We start from the raw sequence: 22063 nt of genomic DNA, 5'->3' as shown, positions 1-22063 counted from the left end.
TTATGTATGTCGCGTTTGCGGCAAGGTACAGATGGGAGAAAGCGATGACGTCTGCGACAGGCGAACAGCACGTTAATATTGAGAGGCGGATACGGGAGATTCTGAGGCGAAACACTGCAATGCCTGATGTGATGGGGATTGACCGGGACGAGGATCTCCTCGCCGCTGGGCTGTCCTCACTGGAGACCGTCACTGTGATTCTATCGATCGAAAAGGAGTGGGCGATTCGATTTGACGAAGCTACTCTTTCGAGGCATATGTTCACTTCGCTTGAGACTCTCTGCGCAGCAGTCAATGAGCGTATCAATCTCGATCTTTCGTGACGGTCTGTCGACGGAGTCGACAGACCGTTCTGCATTCTCTGCGAGGTGATGGGCAGGCCGATGGCCCGACTGTCGGGGCATCGGCGGCCGGTTGTGACGAGTGCCCGGCTGCGGTGAACAAGCGAAGTCGCAGATGGCGGGGCTCCCAACACCTGGCGTTGCCGGTTAGGGCGCGCATTGGCATCCAGGCCGCCAGTTCGAGGGCGATCTGAACGATCTCGAGCCAGACTGGTTCTGGGCACTGTCGTGCAAAGGCAGGTTGCCCATGCCGGCCGACCGGGCGGCCCGGATCCGGTCCTATGTGCGGGCGCGTAGCCGGTGAACGCAGCTTGGGTTCGGCGATAGGCCGGCCGGAGGTGTTGGTGGCGACGCAGGCCGACGCTAATGGAACGCATCGGAGATGGCGTTCGGGATCCAGGAGGGCACGGTCCTGCCGATTGACCACATCGAAAGTGCTCTTCTCCTTGCAACTAACAGCACCCTCAGCAAGTCCTATCGTTGTAGGTCACGGGAACATTCCGTGCTTCTGATCAGCTCGTGGACATCCCCTGTGAAAGCGCGAAGTTAACGCCCGTGCGGTGTGACCCAATCGCGCCCCTGCGCATGATCGACATGATGGGCTAAACTTTCGGATCAACGGGGGCCGATTTGAACGGAATGTGCCGTAAGTAAGCTCCATTGATCATGAAGTGCATCTGCCGTACTAAATCCACCACGGCGCGGGGCGTCACTCGGGGACGATGCACATTCCCCATGGCGTAGGCGGAGGATTTTGCTGCACCAGCCATGGCGATACGTGCTATAACAACCTTCATGAAAAGCGAGATGCCCGAAGCCAGTTGGTCGACAGCGAACTTTCTAAAGGCCCATACGTACATGGGAGTTCCTTGGTCGCATGCTCTAGTCCCACGGCCTTCGTTGATCGAGCGTCTAGCGCACCAAGCGGAAGTACGGCGAGACGCACCAGCGATCACCGTTCTGCACCCCGCTCTCAATGACGACTCATGCTCCTACGCCCAACTGTGGGCGCGGGTGCTGGACAGGCAACTGGACCTTGCACGATCTGGCATTGGAGCCGCCGACGTTTGTGGGATCCAGGTCAGTAACTCAATAGAAAGCGTCGTGTCCATTCTCTCAGTCATCGCAGCTGGCGCCGTAGCACTATTGGTCGATGCGAATGAGCCAGAGGGGCGGTCGAACGCAATGATCGCGAGCGCGGCAACAGTTGACCTAAGACCTGGCTACGACCGGAGACGGATTCGTCCGCCAGGCACAACGCAGGGGCTCGCGGCCATGCATCACCCAGCCGTAATGGTCTTCACCACGGGGTCAACTGCAGCTTCCAAGGCGGTCACCCAGGCCCATTACTCGATCGTGCTCAATGCGTTGGCGGTCGCGCGCCACCACAGGATGACGCACTCCGACGTTCTTGCGTGCCCGCTGCCGATCTCGCATGTCAACGGTCTCGAATTCGGACTCTTCGCAACTTTGTTGCGCGGGGGGCACTGCCTCTTGTATGGAGAATTTGACCCGTTCCACTTCATCGACACCCTTCATCGTCATGCGGCTACGCTGGCAACAACAGTTCCGCCACTTCTGCGAGCCCTGTCGAGTATTCGAGAATGGCCCAACCTCGAACGTTTGCGTTATTTTGTGTCTGCAGCTTCTCCCCTGCCATCGGAGGTCCTGGAAGGAGTTCATGAGCGAGGCAAGTGTGTCGTTCAGGGTTACGGTCTTTCGGAAACCATGAACTTCTCGACCGTTATGCCCTACAAGGTTCATGCAGGCGTGCTCCATGGTTGTGAATTGTCAGCAACCTCGCCCTACATTCCGTCGGCCGGGTCGGCAATATTCGGAAACGAGATCGCAGTTCGAGGCGATGGATCTCCCACCCCCGCAGGAGAGGTCGGAGAGGTGGTTATTCGCGGACACTCGGTGATGTCGGGGTACGCGAATAATCCTACCGCTACCGAAAATGCTTTCGCCGATGGCTGGTTCCATACCGGCGACTTGGGGCTTATCGTGCCAAGCTCTGAGTACCCAGGGCATTCACTCTTGTACATTACGGGGAGAATCAAGAACGTTGTCAAGTGCGCCGGCGTCTCGATCTCGTTGGATGAACTAGACCGAGCTGTCCTGGAAATTTCAGGAGTGGACGATGCATGTGCGGCTTCACGGCCTGACGTACATCGCGGCGAGGCCGTGACTATATTCTATGTGACCAAACTGGATAATGAGTTGGATCAGCAACTTATTAGGGGGGCCTGCGCGCGGGTTGCTTCCCCATCTCTACTGGGATTGCGAATTGTGAGACTGCGAGCGATACCTCGGCTGCGCTCCGGGAAACCAAATCGGAGACAGTTGGCATCGCAAGCAGCGCAGATGCAGTGACATAGCGGACTCAATGAACCTATTCTCGCTTGCGTAGCGTAATTCTAAGGCTGCTATGCCGAGCCTCACGACCGTTTGGCTCGGACTCAATAGAGTCCATTTTAGGAGGTGCGGTGACTCGTAATCATGACGGTAGAAGCTTTGAGCGTCTAGTGTCCCAATACCGTCGATCAGCAGCCGAATTGCGTCCATCCGGATTTTGCCGCGACAGGGGATCTGGAAAGTTGTTGCTCACGGGGGTATCCGGATTCTTCGGGCGCAACCTGTTGAAGCAGATTGTGATAGCGATGCCCGATCAGGAAATCTACTGTTTGACGCGGGACGCCAGCGGATTTAGTTCCAGTATCAGTGGTATCGGTGCGACGGAGCAGATCCACCCTCTAGTCGGGGACTTGTCGTTGCCGCTTCTGGGCCTATCAGCGCGGGAGTGGAGGGAACTGAGCCGAGATGTGGCCACCATAGTGCACGCAGGAGCACTAGTGAATCACTTCCTTCCTTTTGAGCGGCTGGTCGAGACGAATGTGTCCGGAACTCTTGCGCTCCTCCGGATGGCAAGTGAATATCGTAATAAGCGCATTCACTTCATTTCGTCGATGTCCAGCTTGCGTCACAGTAACGCGAAGAACCGTGCAGATCGGGTGCCGCCCCAAGCCCCATCCGAAGGATATGCTCAATCGAAATGGTTGGCGGAGTGCCTAATCGAGATCTGCCAAACGGCAGGGTTTGATGTCAGCACATACCGTGTTGGTGGCCTAGGTCCAGACACGGAGACCGGCGAGGTAAATCTCAAGGACTCGCGATGGCTTACAATACGAGCCGCCCTCGAATCCGGGCTCTGGCCGACCTGTCATGGCGGTCCACGGTGGCTGCCAGTGGATGTGGCGGCAAAAATGGTAACAGGTATCATCGCAAATGATCCCGATCCAGCCGCGCGCTATCATCTTTTGGCGCCAAGCACACCTGCGTGGGAGACGGTTTTCGAAGAAATGATCCGTCTCGGATACAATCTTGACAAGGTTGACCGTGAGACGTGGTTTGACACGATGCGAGATCGTGCGAGGGTTCGCGACGAAACGTCGATGAAAGTCCTTGCACTGGGGTTGCCGCGCCAGGCCGAAGGTGAAAACGCTGCGCAAACTCAGGGCGGCGGTGTTGAATCTGTAGGGGGCGTGCATCCGGAATCGTGGAGACCAGAAAGTCTCCCTATCACGATTCGCTGGGCGGCTGAACGCGGTTTCCTTGAGCCTCGGGCTGCCCACCGAACTTGATTGGGTGATTTCGGGCTGTATGCCGGACAGCGTGTGGGTGGCTTCGGTAGTCCTGGTGGAGTGAGATATCCGCAGGGCGGCGGCTTGACCGACGCCGAGAGGGCCGGGCGGGAGCGGGTCCGGCCGTGACTGGCTTCGAGGGCGGCGAGAAGAACCGGGAGATCGCTGCCTCGTTGCGTGTCTCGGAGCAGTCGGTGGAACGCTGGCGGCGCCAGTGGCGCGAGGAGGGCTTGGCCGGGTTGGCGTCGAAGGGATCGCCTGGCCGGTCGCGACTGTCGGACAAGCAGATAGCCAGGCTGGCACGAGAGTTGGAGCGCGGCCCGCTGGCTCACGGATGGGCCGACCAGCGGTGGACGCTGGCCCGGGTGAAGACGATGATTGGCCGCCTGTTCCACGTCTCATACACCGTGGAGGGTACGTGGCGGCTGCTACGACGGCACGGCTGGTCTTGGCAGCAGCCCGCCCGGCGCGCGATCGAGCGCGACGACGACGCGGTGGAACTATGGAACGGGAGACCTGGCCGCGGGTAAGAGCACCGCGGCGGTGAACAACGCCTGGGTGGTCTTCGAGGACGAAGCCGGCCGGTCGATGACGCCGCCGCGAGCCAGAACCTGGGGCCGCCAGGGCAGCACCCCGTCGTCCGTGTACGCGGACGTGGCTCGGGCCGCGTCTCCATGGCGGGGATGAGCTGCTACAAACCCGGCGAGCGGTCCCGGCTGATCTACGCGATCCGCGAGTACCGGGGCCGCAACGACGACCCGAAGGGCTTCGACTGGAAGGACTATCGCAATTTGATCATCCGCGCCCACGCCCAGCTCGGCGGCCCGATCGTCCTGGTCTGGGACAACCTGCGCATGCACCTGGTCGCACCTCTGCGGGAGTTCTTCGAAGCCAATACCGCCTGGCTGACCGTGTTCCAGTTACCGACATATGCCCCGGACCTCAACCCGCAGGAAGGTATCTGGTCACTGGTCAAACGCGATATCGGCAACCTCGCCGCCGCCAACCTCGGCCAGATCACCCGCGCGGTGAAACGCAAGCTCAAAATGCTTCCGTACCGACCGGGGGCCATCGACGGCTGCCTGGCGGGCACCGGCCTGAACCTATCGGGGTAATCGTCAGAAGTCGCCGAAGAAGCGATTCCACCAGGTGGGCCGCTGAACGTGCGGGTGCAGTCGACTCGGCCCGTCGTAGTCGCTCTCCAGCAGTTCCTCGGGAACCACGACGTAGCCGAGCTCTTCTAGCGCCCGGTTGACCCTGGCGAGGTCAGCACCGTCCAGCTCACCCTCAGCCTGGGCGTTGCCCGTCCCGAGGAAGGCACCAGGATTGTCCGCGCACACCAGCGCCAGTGAGCCGAACTGGCTCACACAGACGACGATCCGGGTCCCGCACACAGTCGCGTCCCCGGGCACGCAAATACGTCCGTATTCGCTGGACTCCTGATTCTCCTGCCCGGCCACGGTCGTGCAGTGAGCTGCGAAGTCACCTTCGAGTCGGTCTACCAGCCCGAAGCGCACGGCGATCTCGCGACGGTCGAAGTCCCGCGGCCACTCCAGCCACTCGGGATCATCGGGGTCTGGTGCAGGTTCGGGTGACAGGTTCGGTCACGCGGCCTGGAGGGCCGGTGTGGTCATGACGGTCTCGAATTCGACGGGGGTCAGCCGGCCGAGTGCGGCTTGTCGGCGGCGGCGGTGGTAGGTCCGCTCGATCCAGGTCACGATCGCGATCCGCAGTTCCTCGCGGGTGGTCCAGCTCCGGCGGTTGAGGACGTTCTTCTGCAGCAGGCTGAAGAAGGACTCCATGGCCGCGTTGTCGCCGGCTGCCCCGACTCTCCCTATCGATCCGGCCATCCGGTGCCGGTCGAGCGCCCGGACGAATTTCCGGGACCGGAACTGCGATCCGCGATCGCTGTGCAGGATGCATCCGTGGACGTGCTCGCGCCGGGCCACGGCGTTGTCCAGGGCGGTCACGGCCAGGCGGGACTTCATCCGCGCTTCGATGGAGTAGCCCACGATCCTGTTGCTGAAGACATCCTTGATCGCGCAGAGATACAGCTTGCCGTCGCCGGTGGCATGTTCGGTGATGTCGGCGAGCCACAGCCGGTTCGGGCCGGTCGCGGTGAAGTTGCGGCTCACGAGATCGTCGTGCACCAGCAGGCCGGCCTTCCTGCCCCGGCCGCGCTTCTTACCGAACACGCTCCACCAGCGGTTGTCCCGGCAGATCCGCCACGCGGTCCGATCCCATCGCGGACCCGGCACCACGCGCTGCATCGGCCAGGAACCGGTAGCCGAACTCCGGGTCGTCGCGGTGGGCGTCGAACAGCGCGTTCGCGCGATAGGCCTCCTCCAGCACGGCGTCGGCCACCGGATTGTCGAGCCAGCGGCTGTCTGGCGAGCTGCAGCACCCGGCACGTCACCGTGACGGGCACCCCGTCCCCGGCCAGCTCCTTCACGAGCGGGTAGATCCTTTTCCCGGCAGATGCGCCTGCGACAAATAAGCCGCGGCCCGACGCAGGACCTCGTTCTCCTGCTCCAGCAACTTGATCCGCCGACGTGCTTCCCGCAGTTCCACGCTCTCCTGGCTGGAAGTTCCGGGCTTCGAGCCGTCATCGATGTCCGCCCGGCGCATCCACTTCCACAACGTCATCGGATGGACTCCGAAATCGGTAGCCACCTGCTCGACCGTCACACCCGGGCCACGGTTCCGCGCGACTCGCACGACGTCCTGGCGGAACTCTTCCGGATAAGGCTTGGGCACAGCGACATCCTTCCCACCTGCCCCGCAGGGCAAGCCACTTCAGATGTCACCCGATCGTGCGGCAGACCCTCGAGCTCATGTAGCAAGACCAGCAGATCCGCGTCGTCTTCGGTTATGCACTCATCCTGCCGTGGCGCCTACCCAGGAGCCAGCGTGGGCAACGCAATGCTCACCGCTTCCCGACATCACGCGTTCAAGTTCCGCACGTTGTAGGTGGGTTGACTCCGGTCACTCGTAGGATCGGGAGGCCCAGGGGCACTGGGTGTGGCTGTCAAGTTCATGCCGTTGGAGTGGCTTCTACTGATTGGCCGCCCGGTGCCCCGCGACGACTCGGCCACTGATTGGGATGCGCGCAACACGGTCGCTTGGTAAGGACACGCTGGCGAGGTCGTCTGCTGGGACCAGTACAGGAACGACTCCGGAGGTGGCCGTGCCCGAACTGTGGGCTGGAACAGACGCGGGCAAAGCCGAACACCACTGTGTAGTGCTCGACGCCGATGGCAAGCGCAGGCTGTCGCGGCGGGTGGCCAACGACGACACTGCCCTGCTCAAATTGATCGCCGATGTTCTCGTGCTGAGCGAGAGCGAGCCGGTGACCTGGGCTATCGACCTCAATGCCGGCGGGGCCGCGTTGATGATCGCGCTGCTGACCGACAACGGGCAGCAGGTCCTCTATATCCCAGGCCGCACCGTCCATCACGCTTCGGGCTCCTACCGGGGTGACGGGAAGACCGACGCGAAGGACGCCTTCGTCATCGCGGACCAGGCCCGCATGCGCCGGGACCTCCAGACACTGCACCGGGGGGACGACATTACCGTTGACCTGCGGATCCTGACCTCACGCCGCCTGGACCTGGCCGCGGACCGCACGAGAGCGATCAACCGGATGCGGGCCCAGATGCTGGAATAATTCCCGGCCCTGGAACGGGCCTTCGACTACAGCACCTCGAAGGCCTCGTTGGTTCTGCTGACCGGCTACCAGACCCCGGCCGCCCTACGACGTATCGGCAAGAACCGTCTCGCGACCTGGCTGAAGAACCGCACGGTCCGCAACTCCAAGCTCGTCGCGGCCTCCGCCATCCAAGCCGCCGAAGCTCAGCACACCGCCGTCGCCGGAGAGAGACTGGCCGCGGTTGTAGTGGCCAAGCTGGCGAGGGAGGTGATGGCCCTTGATGAGGAGATCGCCGAGACCGACGCCCAGATCGAGGCCCGGTTTCGCGACCACCCGCACGCCGCCGCCATCGTGAGCATGCCCGGCATCGGCGCAATTCTGGGCGCCGAGTTCGTCGCACATACCGGCGGCGACATGAGTGTCTTCGGCAGCCCCGACCGCCTCGCCGGCGTCGCCGGCCTGGCTCCGGTTCCGAAGGACTCGGGACGTATCAGCGGCAATATGCGCCAGCCTCGCCGCTACTGCCGGCGCCTGCTGCGTGTCTTCTACATATCCGCGCAGGTCGCGTCCCGATGCTGCCCCACCTCGAAGGCTTACTACGACCGCAAGAAAGCCGAGAACAAGACCCATAAGCAGGCTGTCATCGCCCTCGCGCGACGCCGTCTGAACGTCCTATGGGCCCTCATACGCGACGGCCGTACCTTCGAAACCACCCCGCCACTCAACCCGGTCGCCTTGGGCTGACACGCTCACAGCAAGTCACCAACCCGCGTTGACAACCTCATTGGGAATCAGTAGTGGTGAAGCAGCAGAACGGGTCGCGCGAGGATGAGAGCGTCATGTGGAAGGAGTAGACCTTCGCGATACCCATGTGGGCGAGGATCTTTCCTTCGTCTCCCCAGTCGACCTGGGCCCCGGAGATCATTTCAAACTGGCGGTGCATCGCCGCCAGTTCCTTGGATGTGATCCCGAGTTCCTCGGCGATCCTCGACCGGGCCGTCTGCGTAGAGTTTGACCCGCTGGTAGTTACCGGTGAAGCCGTACTGCTGGGCTAGCCGCTCGTGGATGACCGCGGCCTTCATCAGGACCTCGGCCCGGAGCATCGAGTCGACCACCGGCCCGAACTCGTCGATCACCCTCGCTCGCGACCGCCCGCTCGGCGACCGCCGCGGAGGCGTCGCCGGCCCCGGCGCCGACAGGTATTTGCGGACCGTCTTACGGTCCAGGCCGGTTTCCCTGGAGATCTCCGACAGGCTCATCGTCCCGGACTCCAGCAGACCACGAAAGCGCAGGAGCTCCAGCCAACGCTGCGGATCCAAGACCACTGCCAGCCCCCTCCGCCGCCCGAAATTGACCAAGCAGCAGAGTGCCGAGCAGTGGATCTCACCGCATCAGCAACCGTCCCTACTTATTCGTACGAGGCTGGGGACGCTCACGTGTACGCCGACACTCGTACGCCCGGATGCGGATTGGCGGGGTTCTCGCCAAGAAGCACTGGAGGATGGGAAGTTCGGCTGGGCGACGGTTACCTTCGGCTCCCGGGACTCCCTGGGGCTGATCGCTCTTCACGGGACGTCGTCGCACCCAGACCCTTCAGGGACTGGCGGGGCAGGCCGATTGCCGGTGATGAACGGCGTCGGTGAGCCGTGTGCGGGGAGAACCGCACGCACGGTTCGATGTGGTGGGGCTTGGAAACGGAGCATACGTACTATGCCACCTCGCCAGCCCCCGACCCTACCGTTGGGTCAGCTGGGTGGCTGAGCGAAGTTGTTCGAGGTCGTGTTGGCTGGTTGGTGGGCATGGTGAGGACCCGACGCGAGGTTGGGTTCTCCAGATCCTTGAGTCGAGGTGGGCAGGAGTCGCTGGTCGGCTCGGGGGGCAGGGCAGCGCGACCAGGCGGTGGAATGCGGCCGTGAGTTCATGTCGCCAGGGTCAGGTCGCCGATATTCGAAGGCGCAGGCGGCGGCCGCCGCGGATGATCCTGGCCGCGACGTGCAGGAATTCGGTAGCGGACTTTCTGGGTTCGGCGGTGGCGAGTTCGCGGTCCAGCAGGAGGAGGCGGGTCCAGGCGAGAAGGTCGAGGGCCGCGAGGCTGAGTTCGATTCAGGCGGCGCTGAAGGGGAAGCGGCGTGAAGGGGAAGCGGCCGAAGCCAGCGGACTTGCCGCACCGGATGTGGTCCTCAAGTGTGACGTGTGCCCGGTGGCGGACCTCCAGGAACTGCGCTGAGCCGGAGGCGAACGGGGCATTGGTGAGCACCTGGTGTCGCATGCCCTGGTCGCGGTCGAAGAGCGAGAGTTGGGCGCCGAGGTGGGGGCGTTCGCGGCGGGCGATGATGCGGGTGGCGTCCGGATAGCCGACAAGGTCCAGCATGCCGGTCAGTTCGGCGACCTCGGCGGAATCGCGCAGGGTGTCGTCCTGGTTCAGGGCGGGGTGCCAGAGCTGTTCGGGCAGGACTCGGATCGCGCGGCGGACCGGTACGGCGACCGTGTAGCCAACCGAGAAGAAGCTGCGGATTCCGCGTGTTCGCAGGTCTCGGACCTGGGTGAGGAAGGCCTTCGCGGATCCGGCGCTGTCGGTGCGGATGAGGATGTCGGTGCCGTGCCGGTTGGCGTCGGGGATCTGTGCGAGAGCGTCGTTAAGCCCTGTGATGTGATCGGCGGCGGTATTGGCTCCGGCGTTCCCGGGCCGAAGGCGCCCGGACAGGCCCTCGCCGGTGTTGGTTAAGAGACACAGCAGGGATGGAAGCCGAAGCCGCCTCTATAGGTGGGTGCGGCCTGGTCCTTGTCCGAATGGCAGGCGATCAGTGTGGCGTCGATGTCCAGGATCAGGCCGGGCATTTCCCGTCCGCCGGCTGTCGCTGCCGGGATGCCGCAGCGGGTCTCCGATGCCTGCAACCAGGCCACTTCTCGGGCCTGAGCGCGCGCTGAGCGCAGGCGGTCCAGTACGCTTTTGACGACGGACGACGGACGACGGACGACGGACGACGGACGACGGACGACGGACGACGGACGCCAGGTCGTCGGTGTCGAGGCGGACCGAACATCTCGCCCTGGTCGCGCAGCACGGCCAGATTCGTGATGCTCTCGCCGCCATCACCGCGAAGTCGGTGGCAACCCGGCCCGGGTCATGACCAGTTCCGCGTGGTCGGAGCGCCCCGAGCGCGGTGGAATGCGCGCTGGTCAGTCCGGTGACATCGGCGAGGCCAGCCAGCAACTGTGCCCCAGCGTGGCCGACCACCCCCGCACCGTCAGCGGAAATATGAAGCCTGGGACGTGAACCGATACCCTGCACGCAGAAAGTGCCTTCCATCTGGACCGGCAGAACCCCTCGACAAAGTTCATCGTCCCAGTACAGAAGGAACTTTCGTGCTATCGCTCATGATCCGGACCAAAGCCAAGTGAAACGGGCAGGCTAGTGAGGACGAGGTGGAGAAGCACCTTTAAGAGGCCGCGTCATGGTTCTATGAGGACGTCGCGTGGGCCGAGTAAGCCGTCATCTATTCGGGCAGGTTGGGCTCGCGATCCTTGCGGTCACGCTATGTCCCTGGATATCTGCGGCAATATCCGCTAAAAATTTCGATTAACACCCCACGCGACAGTTACCTTCAACTGGATCGGGATCCTAGCGATTCACGGCTAATTTCACGGCGAAATTCAAGACTAATCTAGCATGGAGGCTGAAAATGTTGATAAGTGATGATTTCTCAGAGTGCATTCGTGAAGTGAATTATGTGCGCGAATCATTGGGATCTAGAGCTACTTGGGTTAGCCCAGAGGCGCTGGCAGAGCTTGTCCAAAATCTCAAGAGAACTCGCTATCTTCGGCACCAGCCGATCGTTCAAGCTTTCATCAACGATGCACAGAACTTCTCGTCCGTCGGTCGATTGGTCGAGACGAAGCTACACATCAACGAGCGCAGAGATAATCAAATTTTTTCCCTTTTCAATGCCTCATATTTCCCTGCGCTTTCTCTTGATCATCTATTTTACGATGCGCTCCCTTCGAACGATTATCTCGTAGATCGATATGCAAGTAACACGCTTCCTGTCAACATGACGCAGATGTCGCAGGGGTTCCAATCCAGGGTTGTGGTAGCACTATTTCCCGAAAATCATTTGGATGGTAGCCAGGACGACGAAGATCTGATCTTCTATTTCATAGACAAGTTCGTAGAGCGTCATCAGCGGATTACGCGCAAGCTTATATCGTCCGTGATGGCCGAGGGCAGTTTCCCTAACTTGCGAAACGCGACAAAACTTGAGGTTGAGCAAGCTTCGTCCTGGTGGGTGCACCTCCACGAATACCATCATCGACATGGAGATATGCCCATACCCAATTTTCTCTCGGCGAAGAGCAGCAAGCCGCTGGCCGGCCTGGAAGAGCTGCGCGTAGACGTCTCCGCAATGTTGGTTTGCCTGCATGACGAGGACCTCTCTCGACGTGAGGCTACCTTGACCTTTGAGTACATTTTGGCGGAGCGCCTCCTTCGTTATGCCGTAGAAGGGATCCCGCGCCCTAATTACGATGCGGTTGCATCACAGCTACTCTTCAAATACCTTACTGAGCACGGGGGCATCAGCCTCAAAAATGGACGAATCAAGCTGCTGCCTCCCTTGCCTATCGTTCTATATCAATTCCTTGGCGAAATTACTGGAATTGAAAAGCTAATTCATCATGAATCTGTGGATCAAGTGCGAACTAGGCTGCTGTCCTTCACCAACGACTACACGGATTTCGACCCTGAGGCAAAGGATTATCGACACATTCCATTCTTTGCGGAAATCAAAGAGAAACTGGAAGTCTGATATCTGTTGTAGTAAGTCAATCCCTCGCGTGACCTGTCTGTCTTCGGTGGTGCTGACGCGGAGATGCAACTGGGGGTTGGCCTCACGGAACGACCTCTAGCACTAAGCGACATGCCCTGAAGCGACACGATTGAGAATGCTGAAAATATGCCGAATCGCCCGAATGTAATCATTGCCACGTCAGAGGGTTTGCCTGCAGCGCGTATTCTACAATCGCGTCGGGACTCTGAGATATGCCGAGCGGGAGATGTATCTCATGTCGTGAGCCTTCTTGCAGCTGGATTGTTCGGCACGGCATTCCTGTCTCTCGGTTCGGTAAGCACTGCCAACATCCTGTCAATAACTTCTGCTGCCCGCACAGGCCGGACGGGGATCGGTTTCATATTTGGATGGGCTGGAATCGAAATAGCAGAGCGTCATGCCGAAAAGCTGACTACATACGAGTGGCAGCATTCTAGGGATGCATTTATTTGGTCGGTGCAACCATTGGGCACTGTTCGTGATGTAAGCGGAGACGGGATCACTGTAGCAAGTGGACCGCGATCAGACCTTGAACGTCGATTGATGGAACGGCGCCGATTTACTGGACTTTGTGCCCACGGGGGGATCGGCATTGATATGCGCGTCGGGAGCGCCGTGGTTTGCAGTATGCTCCGGCGGGCACCTCGAGAGCTCGACAGTGCGTCCTGGACCTGCGCGCACCAAAACGGCCCCTGCGGGCGGAGCCAACCCGTTCAAGGTGGTGGTATCGCGCTACCGAATCGAGTGGCACCACAGGATATTGCTTCAGATGTCATTGTCCTTGACAGCTGTAGAGCACTTACGACCGGCTCCGGGCCGCGCGATGCAGGCGCCTCAGTTTCGGCAGGAATCGTGACGGGTCCTTATGGAAACGTGCTATTTACCAGTTTGGGCGCGACTGAGGGCATAGTAAGTGCACATCTACTGATACTGAATGATCTCCGATCTGGGAAGCCTGCTCACGTAGCTTGTTCACTACTCAATCGCGTTCATAGTCATGTCGGTAATACGTCACCGTGGCTCCTGATCGGCGATCCATTGGCAGTCGTTCCCGATGGTGATAGGCAGATTGGCGACGTCACCAATCAGCTCTGGAGCGTTTCGGAGTTCGAACAATCGGTATCCACCCCTACGGAACGGGCACTTCTACTGAATGGAGTTACAAAAAATCTGGAGAGGCGGCAAATCTGGGTTGAAGCAGTACCTGGGACTTGTCGGGCGATAGTCGTTGCAGAAGGACTTTCTGACAGCGACAAACCAGTAGCCTGCGACCCTCAAGATATTCCATTGTTCCGCACCATACAGGAAGAAGTATTCGCTACGCCAGGTATTTCATATTCGCTTCATGCGGTACGGAAGTCGAGCTTCTTCTTGGATGTACATGGAAAGGAAGATGGGGAACGCCTCAGCGCCGCGCTTGAAGATCGCCTAGAGGACATCGCTTCCACTCAGAGCGCTGGCCGGGCCGAGGTTCTGGTGAGCGGGGCGGCGGAAATGATCGCGGCCGCTGGCGAGAGGAGGGAGGCCCAGTGGGTGCAATTGCAGCGCGAGGTCGCTAATTACGGTGCCCTCCACGCGCGAACCAGTAATACGATGCGGACCGATCGGCATTCGGATCGGAAGGTTTTGGGCACAAACGGTGAAACTAGCGGAATAGTATGCCCCTACTGCGGAGATCCGGTATCGCGGACCAGATTGCAGATACCGGCGCTTGGCCACACAAGAAGCGAATTTTCTTGCTGGCAGTGCGATTTGATTTACGATGGCTCCGACAGGGGCGAACCTCTCGCGCTCGACGGACCCCTTGATATCCGGCTGGGTGAATCCGCGCACTACGAGCTGACCTGGCTTGGTGTAGACGGAGTACGGAAACCCCTACCCGGCGTTCGTGGGGCGGCGAAGCTAGCTGTCAAGGCGGTCCCGTGGGAGGTAGTAAGCCACTCTGAGACGGTGGACTTCTTGGGAGGAGTACCAAGTCTTACAATCCGGATCGACTCAGCCCCAATCGGTATCCACTACCTGATCGGGTCAGTTTCTTTGGCTGGGGAAATACATTCCCTCGCTCGTCCGATCCGTATCGTTCAGCCGTAAAGATTCTGCTGGTGGAGGCTGGTGCGGAGACCATGCGGCCTTTGTCCGGATCGCCGGCCCGATCGCAGAGGCCTGGGGCAGCCTCCGGTCCAGCTGACCGCAGCAATGGGGGACTGTAGATGAGCCAGCACCGAACTCTTTACCGTAATCGCGCTGCCACTGATGCCCGAGATTCAACGCGAAAGAGGGCATCAGCTGTCAACGAAGCGCCCACCATGGCACTGGGGGTCAATTTGTTTTCGCTGCGAAGGCAAACTACCATCCTCGGCTGGCTGGCCGAGAGCAGGGATCGTTCCGGGATCGCCAACGCTAGTTTCTGTATTCGCCCAACACCCGTCGTCTGTCCTCGCATCGCCCCACTCCGGCTGTCCGCCTTTACCGGGATCAGACCAAGCGGTTGGCTACGACTTTGAGCCAACCCATTCCAGAAACGCAAATCCTTCACCCAAATGCGCGTCCCTGCCAAAGCGCATTGTGCAAGAACTGCCTGAAAATTAATCTCGCTTTGACCCGCCAAGGCAACATTCGGCTACCCGCCTGAACGGTTGTTTGAGTGCAGTCGCCCGTGGCGTTCTGCAGCGCAACACCGCGGATCCGGACGCCATGGTGGCTGCCACTTTCCTCAAAAATGCACACAGAGCCTTATGGAGGCCGCCATGCATTCCGCCCTTAACGCTACTCTCGAGACCCGCACCCTCACCGGCATCTTCGCCGTCGCCGCGGCCCGGTTTCCCGACCGACCCGCAGTCTCCGACGAAGGGCAGACCCTCACATACACGGAGTTGGACCGGCGCTCCAGCGTTTTGGCCGGGCAGCTGCGGGAGCGGGGTATCGACTCTGAGGATCGAGTGGGCCTGTACCTGGACCGCTCCGTCGAGGTGTTCGTCGCAATTCTCGGCATCCTCAAAGCGGGCGCTGCCTATGTTGCCGTGGAGGTGCGCTACCCTGATGCGCGACGAGACTTCATGTTCGCCCACAGCGGAGCCAAGTTGATCATCACTCGGCCGGATTGGCAGGGCGCGTTGAGTCATTTGGGGGCGGAGATATTTCCGTTCCGCAGCCAACCGTCGAACGGTGTGGTGCATGCCCCAGCTGGCGGCCCGCTGCCATCGAGCGCCGCCAGCGTGCTTTTCACCTCAGGGTCGACCGGCTCACCCAAGGCCATCGTCCTAGAGCACGGCAATATTGTGTCTTTCGCCTGCAACCCGAGTCTTCCGCAGGTTCGTCCGGAGGACCGTACAGGCCAAATCTCTAGCCTGTCCTTCGACGCCTTCCATTTCGAGATGTGGACAACGCTTCTGCACGGCGCCGAGGTTGCTGTGCTACCTGACGTCCCCGAACTTCTTGCCGCCGACTTCCAGCGGGAGATGCGCCGACGTGGGATCACCACCATGCTAGTCCCGACGATGGTCGTCAACCATGTGGTGCGCGAGGACCGCGACGCCTTCGCTTCACTCCGCATTCTCCAAGCCGGAGGCGACGTACTCCTGCCGTCAGCTTGCCGGGACCTGTTGGCCGGCCGATTCCAGGGCGAGCTCTACAATCTCTACGGCCCGGCCGAGATCACCACGGCGTGTACCGCCCAGCGAGTGACCGATGCCGAGGCCACGCTCGACGCTATCCCAATCGGCCGCCCCCTCAATGGCGTTACCTTGTACATTCTCAAGCCCGACCTTCAGCCGGCAGCCCTGGGAGAGACGGGAGAATTGTTCGTCGGCGGACCCGGTGTGGCCCGCGGCTACCTCGACGCACCTGACCTAACCGACGAGCGCTTTTTGCCCAATCCCTGTGCAGCTGTGCCCTCCCGTCTGTACCGTACCGGCGATCTGGTGCGGGATCGCGGTGACGGTACCCTAGATTTCATCGGTCGCGGCGACTCCCAGGTCAAGGTTCGCGGCTATCGGGTCGAACCGGGAGAGGTGGAACGCGGCCTACTCCGCGATCAACGGGTCAATCAGGCTGTGGTGTTGGCCGCGGGTGAGGGCAACGACCGGCAATTGGTGGCCTTCGTCGTGCTGGACGAGGGCTTGTCGCTAAGGGAATTGCGCAACGGCGCCGAGGCAGATTTGCCCGATTTTATGGTGCCCAGCCACTTTATCGCTTTGAACAAGATCCCCGCGACCCAGAACGGCAAGCGGGACGTTGACGCTCTACGCCTGCTGCTGATCAGCTATCAGGAACGCCACGTAGGACAGACTTCGCCGGCAACCGAGAGCGAACGCTACCTCGCTGGGCTCTGGGAGGCATTGCTGGGTGTGGAAAATGTCGGCCGGAACGACGACTTTTTCACCTTGGGGGGACACTCGCTCCTAATCTTCCGAGTCCATACCAGAATTAAGCGAGAACTGGGCGTCGAGCTGGAGTACGAAGTTCTCCTTAGCAATTCAATCCTATCTGACCTGGCCTCCGTGCTTGATGCTGCCCGTGGTGAAGGTAAGTGATGACAACCCCGAGCACCAGCGCGCATATCGACCTGACTGACATCGACCTTTTTGTCGAGGGCCGTCATCACGAGGCTTTCTCCCGGTTGCGGGCCGAGGAGCCGGTGTACTGGAATAAGGGTGGGGACGGCAACAATTTTTGGGCCCTAACACGTTACGAGGATGTGCTCTGGGCCTACCGCGAGCACAGCCTGTTCAGCTCGGCGCGCGGCGCGATCCTCGGCGGCTCATTCCGCAGCGAAGACGATTCCGCGGGCGGAAAAATGCTCGTGGCTTCCGACCTTCCGAGGCACCGGCTACTCAAACAGCAGATTCACCCTGCCTTCTCCACGCACATAGTCGCTCGAGTCCGCGACCAGGTGCGTGCATTGGTGGATCGCGCGATCGAGCGCGCATTGGCTGAGGGTGGCTGTGATTTCGCCAGCGAGATCGCTACTGAACTGCCGGCTGGGGCCCTGATGGTCCTTCTCGGCGTCGGGCACAAGCAGGCACACGAATTGATCGGCCTGACCCGCCGCATGGTTGGCTTCAGGGACGAGACCTTCGTCGATCTAGGAAGCGACCAGCGGCTCCGCCTGGTCTGGCTCCAGGCCGAGATCTTTGAATTCTTCGTCGACATCCTAGAAGAGCGTCGCCGTTCGCCCCAAGAGGATTTCATCAGTGTGTTGCTCGGCGCGAAAATCAACGGCCGACCGCTGACGGAGGAAGAGATTTTCTACAACTGCATGAACCTTGCGGTGGGCGGTAACGAGACCTCCTCGTACACGGCTTGTAGCGGGCTTCAGGCGCTGATCGAGCATCCGGACGAGTACGACAGACTGCTTGTTGAGCCGGCGCTTATAGGGACGGGGATCGAGGAGATGATCCGATGGAGTTCGACCAACGCATATGTTCAGAGAGTCGCGCAGGCCAGCATGGTACGAGGTAGTGCGCAAATCAGCAAGGGTGATTCGGTCACATTGTGGAATGTCTCGGCCAACCGGGACGATGCACAATTTCCTGATGCCGACATATTCGATGTAGCGAGGACTCCCAATCGTCATCTTTCCTATGGTGCAGGTATCCATCGGTGCATCGGGGCGCCGGTGGCCCAGATAGAGTTGTCGTACTTGTTTGGGACGCTGCTTTCGAGGGGAATACGGTTCCGTTCAGGCGGGGCGCCACGCAAGTTGCGCTCCAACTTTATATTGGGAACCACTCATATGCCATTGGAAGTCCAATAGGGACCTTCGATCCGCTTGCCACGTCGCTATCGCGGAGTGACACCTAACATCCAGATTGAGGGAGGCGTGTCAGGGGAGCTCCAGGCGGTCGTTCGTCCAGCCCGCGCGCCCATGCCCTGCGGCACGGGTTGCGAGCTGACAGGGCGCGAGCCTGCATTGATGGAGACGCGATCGGTGAATGGGCCATATTCCGTCGAGAACTCGTTCGGCTGACACATCGATTCTAGGCGGCCTTTCAGCTAATGAGCGTATTGCAGAGATACTCAGCTTGATATCAGAGTAGCCCACCTACACCAAAGGCCCCGCCGAAAATCGAGGCGGCCGAGGAGGATTTTCAGCAATGTCTCCGCGCGGCAGTGTTCAGGACGCATGTCTTATTCACGAAATCTTTTCGCAGCGAGTCGTCGAGGCGCCCCAGGCGCCCGCACTGAAACATGGCAGCACCGTATTTACTTACGGCGATCTAGAGGTGGCGTCCAACCAGCTGGCGACGCGTCTGGAGAGAGCTGGTGTGGGTCCCGGCGATATCGTTCCGGTGCTCCTGCCCCGATCCATTGGGCTCGTGATTGCTTTTCTTGCCATCCTCAAACGCGGAGCCGCTTATGCGGCGCTTGACCCCGCGTGGCCGAGCGTACGGATCGACGCGCTCGTCAAGGTCATGGGAGCGGTGTGGACTATCACGGACAGGGCAGACCCCCCGGCCGGAACGGATGCCATTGCTCCTACCGAATACATTGGGGTAACTCACGCAGCAACCCCGGTGCGGGTCACCCCTCACGCGCCAGCGTCGGTGTTCTTCACCTCGGGCAGCACCGGGGCACCCAAGGGTGCGCTTACGCCACACAGCGGAACTGTACGGTTGTTCAAGGACTGCGAATTTGCTGACCTTGGTCAGGATACGGTAATGCCGCTCACAGCTGCTGTGCCCTGGGACGGCCTAACCCTGGAATTGTGGAGCGTTCTACTGAACGGCGGCTGCTCGGTCGTGGTTGACGAGCCGCACCTTCTGCCAGGTACTCTGCGTGAGCTTGTGTCGGCGGACGGGGTCAACTGTGTTTTTCTGACTCCGACCCTTTTCAATGTCTTCGTGGACGAGGATATCGAAGCTTTTGAGGGCGTCCGCCAGATTTTTGTTGCAGGTGAGAAAGTCTCGTCGCGGCATGTTGCCGCACTACTCCGGCGCTTTCCGGCGATCCGCGTGGTGCACGGCTACGGACCGGTCGAGGCCACGCTTTTTGTGACAACCCATCAGGTCCGCCCGGGAGATTGCGAGCTTAGCGAGGGCCTGCCCCTGGGCGAGGCCGTCCCCGCAACTGGCCTGCACATCTGGAATGGGGAGCGGCTGTGTCGTCTCGGTGAGATAGGGGAACTGTTGATCTCCGGAGCGGGACTGGCGGTCGGATACCTCGGTGACCCCGAGAAGACTGCGCAAAGCTTCCCCACCCTGGAGTTGGAGGGCGTCGCCACACGGGTATACCGCACAGGTGATCTGGTGCGGCGGACCGAAGAAGGACGGTTGCACTTCATCGGGCGAGCGGACCGACAGGTGAAGATCCGCGGACACCGGATCGAGCCGGGCGAGATCGAAGGGGTGGCCTGCTCGCTGTCTGGGGTCACACAGTGCAGCGTGGTGGCGCTGGGCAACGGATCTGGCGGCTACGGCGCTCTAGGGCTCGCCTTCACGGCAGTCGCCCATGGCCCCTCGGAAGAAGAATTGCTCTCATTCCTGGAACACCGCCTCCCAGGTTATCTGGTTCCTCGCGCGGCAGTCCGACTGACAGCCCTTCCCCTCAATGCGAATGGCAAGACCGATTCGAATGAGATCGTAAAGCTTCTCAAGAGTCGTCCTGTTGCGGCCCGGCGAACTCCTCATGTCGAGGAGCCGGCCGGTGAAACCGAACGCACGGTTGCTGGGGTCTTCGCCTCCGTGCTTGGCCTAGACCCAGTCCCGCTTGAGCAGAAATTCTTCGCCCTCGGAGGCACATCACTCGGCCTTGCAGCTGTATGCACCAGACTCTCCACCTCTCTCGGAAGGCCATTGCCAATCTCCGAGGTGATCCGGCATGCGTCCGTGCGTGAGCTGGCGCGGTGGATCGACGACCATGATATCTCGGCTGAACATCCGCTGGAGATCGGCCCGGGCGGGCCGGTCCCGCTCAGCGAGAGCCAGATGGCTTTCTGGACCCGACAGGCCATAAAACCCGGCGACCTCTCCGGGCTTTGCCTACTGGCGTGGCGCCTTGAGGGCGACATTAACGCTGTAGCACTGGAGGCTGCACTCGGCGATCTTGCAGCCCGCCACGAGTCACTCCACTCGGTCTACGGCCCAGACAACGAGTCGGATGCGCTGCAACTCGTTGCTGTCCCCTCGTACTCCTGTTCCGAGACGAACGAAGAGCGCTGCTTCAGTCTGCTCGCCCCGTGCGACAGCGAGGCAGAAGCCCTTCGGTCGCTGCAACAGACGCTCACACGACCGCTCGATCCGCAGCAGGGCGAAGTCTGGCGGGCGGGGTTCGTGCCCCTGGCGGGGACTTCTGGGTCGTTCTTCGGGTTCGCGTTCCACCACATCGCCTTTGACGGCCACTCGGAACCGGTGTTGCTTTCGGAACTCGCCACCGCGTACGCGGCCCGCGCGCAGGAAAGGGAACCCTTCTTTGACGTTGCTGCTCCGACTCTTCGCGGGGTACATCGCGAGATGCAGCAACTCGAGGAGCTGACTGACTCGGATGCTCACCGCATCTACTGGCAACGGGAGCTGACCGACACCCCTGCGTTGGCTCTACCCACGCCGCCTGGCGGGTCCCAGCCAGTTCAGAGCGCTGCCGACACTGTCAGCTTCCGGCTAAGCAACTCAGAGACCGACAAGGTGCACCACCTCGCGCGGAGGCACGCCACCACGCCGTTCACCGTCCTATTGGCCCTAAGTGTGACTACGCTTCGGGCGCTCACAGGGCAGGATGATTTCGCTGTCGGGGTGCCAGTGTCGAGGCGGAGCTCCAGTCTACTTGCGGCGGCCGTCGGCTGTTTGGTTGATACGGTCTGTGTGCGGTTCCCCGTGGCCTATGAGAACTGGGATGAGGCTATCCGCAACGTAGCCGAAGCGGCCACAGCAGCGCTTGCGCATCAGGCCATTCCTTTCGGCGAGGTCGTACGCTTGGTGAATCCGCCGAGGACCGTGCGGGATCCGATCTATCAGTTCCTATTCGTCTACCAGGACGCTCCAGCAGCCCATCTCGTTCTCGGATCGGCGCGCGCCGTGCCGGTCCGCCTGCAGGTTCCTGCGGGCGTCTGCGAGGTGGTGACGGAAGTATGGCCCCAGGCTGATGGGGGAATGGTTATCGACGTAACTTATCAGACGGACCGTGTATCCAATCGGTTCGCCTCGGATTTCCGCGACCACCTGCACAGAGCTTTGGATTGCACGGAATGACGCACCCTTTGAATGAGCCGACGATCCATGAGTCAGTGACCATATGACGTGTAATCTCAATTATCGCCGCTGATCTCTGGTATTCCCAGGATCGGAGGCTCCCCGCGCCGAGGCCGTCGATGTGCTGATCTGCACGTCGACGGCCAGGGCCAACTGGCCGAGGCAGCTGCAAGAACCTGTACGCCCTGGGCATCCGGAGTAATTCAGTGCGACTGCCCTGGGAGCGTGAATCGGCCGTCTAGTGTCTCGCGCTGCGAGTTCGTTGACGTAGTAGGCTCTCCAACATGGCGAAGATGGGGCGGCCGGTGGCCGAGTTGGTGTTGTCCGTGGACGGGTGAATGACGCTGGTGCGGTGGTCCCGACGGGCGAAGTTCTAGCAGGGGTTGGCTCAGCGGTGCCGGATCGTGCTGGGGTGCGCGGA

11 protein-coding genes and 5 pseudogenes are annotated in these 22063 nt (G+C 60.9%); 9 read left to right on the top strand and 7 right to left on the bottom strand.

Going from position 1 to position 22063, the window contains the following annotated elements; genetic code table 11:
* Positions 1-44 precede the first annotated feature (44 nt).
* Positions 45-323 carry a phosphopantetheine-binding protein gene (locus tag C6N31_RS24265; RefSeq protein ID WP_198358167.1) on the top strand — a complete coding sequence of 93 codons (279 nt, stop codon included), beginning with the start codon at positions 45-47 and terminating at the stop codon, positions 321-323.
* An 80-nt stretch (positions 324-403) separates the two neighbouring features.
* Here C6N31_RS24265 and C6N31_RS24260 read toward each other — a convergent pair.
* Both C6N31_RS24260 and C6N31_RS24255 read right to left on the bottom strand, forming a co-directional pair.
* Positions 404-696, bottom strand: a pseudogene (locus C6N31_RS24260) (transposase); the annotation flags it as partial.
* Positions 697-943: 247 nt separating this feature from the next.
* A complete protein-coding gene (locus C6N31_RS24255; RefSeq protein WP_198358166.1) occupies positions 944-1201 on the bottom strand; it encodes a hypothetical protein in 258 nt (85 codons plus the stop codon).
* Here C6N31_RS24255 and C6N31_RS24250 point away from each other — a divergent pair.
* The 3 genes and pseudogenes from C6N31_RS24250 (at position 1110) to C6N31_RS46970 (ending at position 5097) form a co-directional block, all read left to right on the top strand.
* Positions 1110-2714, top strand: coding sequence for a class I adenylate-forming enzyme family protein (locus C6N31_RS24250; RefSeq protein ID WP_306665010.1), 1605 nt, complete (start codon positions 1110-1112; stop codon positions 2712-2714). The two genes, C6N31_RS24255 and C6N31_RS24250, sit on opposite strands and share 92 nt — an antisense overlap.
* A 113-nt stretch (positions 2715-2827) precedes the next feature.
* Positions 2828-3982, top strand: a complete 1155-nt coding sequence (locus C6N31_RS24245) for an SDR family oxidoreductase (RefSeq protein WP_198358164.1) — start codon at positions 2828-2830, stop codon at positions 3980-3982.
* A 60-nt stretch (positions 3983-4042) separates the two neighbouring features.
* Positions 4043-5097 (top strand): annotated as a pseudogene (locus C6N31_RS46970) (IS630 family transposase).
* 3 nt (positions 5098-5100) lie between these two features.
* Here C6N31_RS46970 and C6N31_RS44120 read toward each other — a convergent pair.
* Entirely contained in the window at positions 5101-5349 is a 249-nt protein-coding gene (locus C6N31_RS44120; RefSeq protein ID WP_232485578.1) for a hypothetical protein, read from the bottom strand.
* Between the two features lie 237 nt (positions 5350-5586).
* A pseudogene (locus C6N31_RS24225) lies at positions 5587-6739 on the bottom strand (IS3 family transposase).
* Positions 6740-7169: 430 nt separating this feature from the next.
* Between C6N31_RS24225 and C6N31_RS24220 the strand changes: the two are divergent.
* Positions 7170-8375, top strand: a pseudogene (locus C6N31_RS24220) (IS110 family RNA-guided transposase).
* A gap of 37 nt (positions 8376-8412) precedes the next feature.
* On the opposite strand, the gene C6N31_RS46965 reads toward C6N31_RS24220, so the two are convergent.
* From C6N31_RS46965 to C6N31_RS44115, 3 genes and pseudogenes are all read right to left on the bottom strand, one after another.
* Positions 8413-8574, bottom strand: coding sequence for a hypothetical protein (locus C6N31_RS46965; RefSeq protein ID WP_438817429.1), 162 nt, complete (start codon positions 8572-8574; stop codon positions 8413-8415).
* Entirely contained in the window at positions 8558-8956 is a 399-nt protein-coding gene (locus C6N31_RS24215) for a hypothetical protein (protein WP_438817428.1), read from the bottom strand. The genes C6N31_RS46965 and C6N31_RS24215 overlap by 17 nt, the downstream gene beginning before the upstream one ends.
* Positions 8957-9566: 610 nt before the next feature.
* Positions 9567-10941 (bottom strand): annotated as a pseudogene (locus tag C6N31_RS44115) (transposase); the annotation flags it as partial.
* A gap of 373 nt (positions 10942-11314) precedes the next feature.
* On the opposite strand from C6N31_RS44115, the gene C6N31_RS24205 reads away from it, so the two are divergent.
* The 4 genes from C6N31_RS24205 (at position 11315) to C6N31_RS24190 (ending at position 21642) form a co-directional block, all read left to right on the top strand.
* Positions 11315-12436, top strand: coding sequence for a DUF6421 family protein (locus tag C6N31_RS24205; protein ID WP_198358163.1), 1122 nt, complete (start codon positions 11315-11317; stop codon positions 12434-12436).
* A 2768-nt stretch (positions 12437-15204) separates the two neighbouring features.
* Complete coding sequence (locus C6N31_RS24200) at positions 15205-16989, top strand: non-ribosomal peptide synthetase (RefSeq protein ID WP_198358162.1); 1785 nt, start codon at positions 15205-15207, stop codon at positions 16987-16989.
* Complete coding sequence (locus C6N31_RS24195; RefSeq protein ID WP_198358161.1) at positions 16989-18212, top strand: cytochrome P450; 1224 nt, start codon at positions 16989-16991, stop codon at positions 18210-18212. Before C6N31_RS24200 ends, C6N31_RS24195 begins: the two co-directional genes overlap by 1 nt.
* A 340-nt stretch (positions 18213-18552) precedes the next feature.
* Entirely contained in the window at positions 18553-21642 is a 3090-nt protein-coding gene (locus C6N31_RS24190; RefSeq protein ID WP_198358160.1) for a non-ribosomal peptide synthetase, read from the top strand.
* Positions 21643-22063 lie beyond the last annotated feature (421 nt).

This window comes from Streptomyces fildesensis (assembly GCF_016107395.1).
Classification (GTDB): domain Bacteria; phylum Actinomycetota; class Actinomycetes; order Streptomycetales; family Streptomycetaceae; genus Actinacidiphila; species Actinacidiphila fildesensis.
Note: the sequence above shows the minus strand (reverse complement) of the source record. Positions and strands in the feature narration are given on the sequence as shown.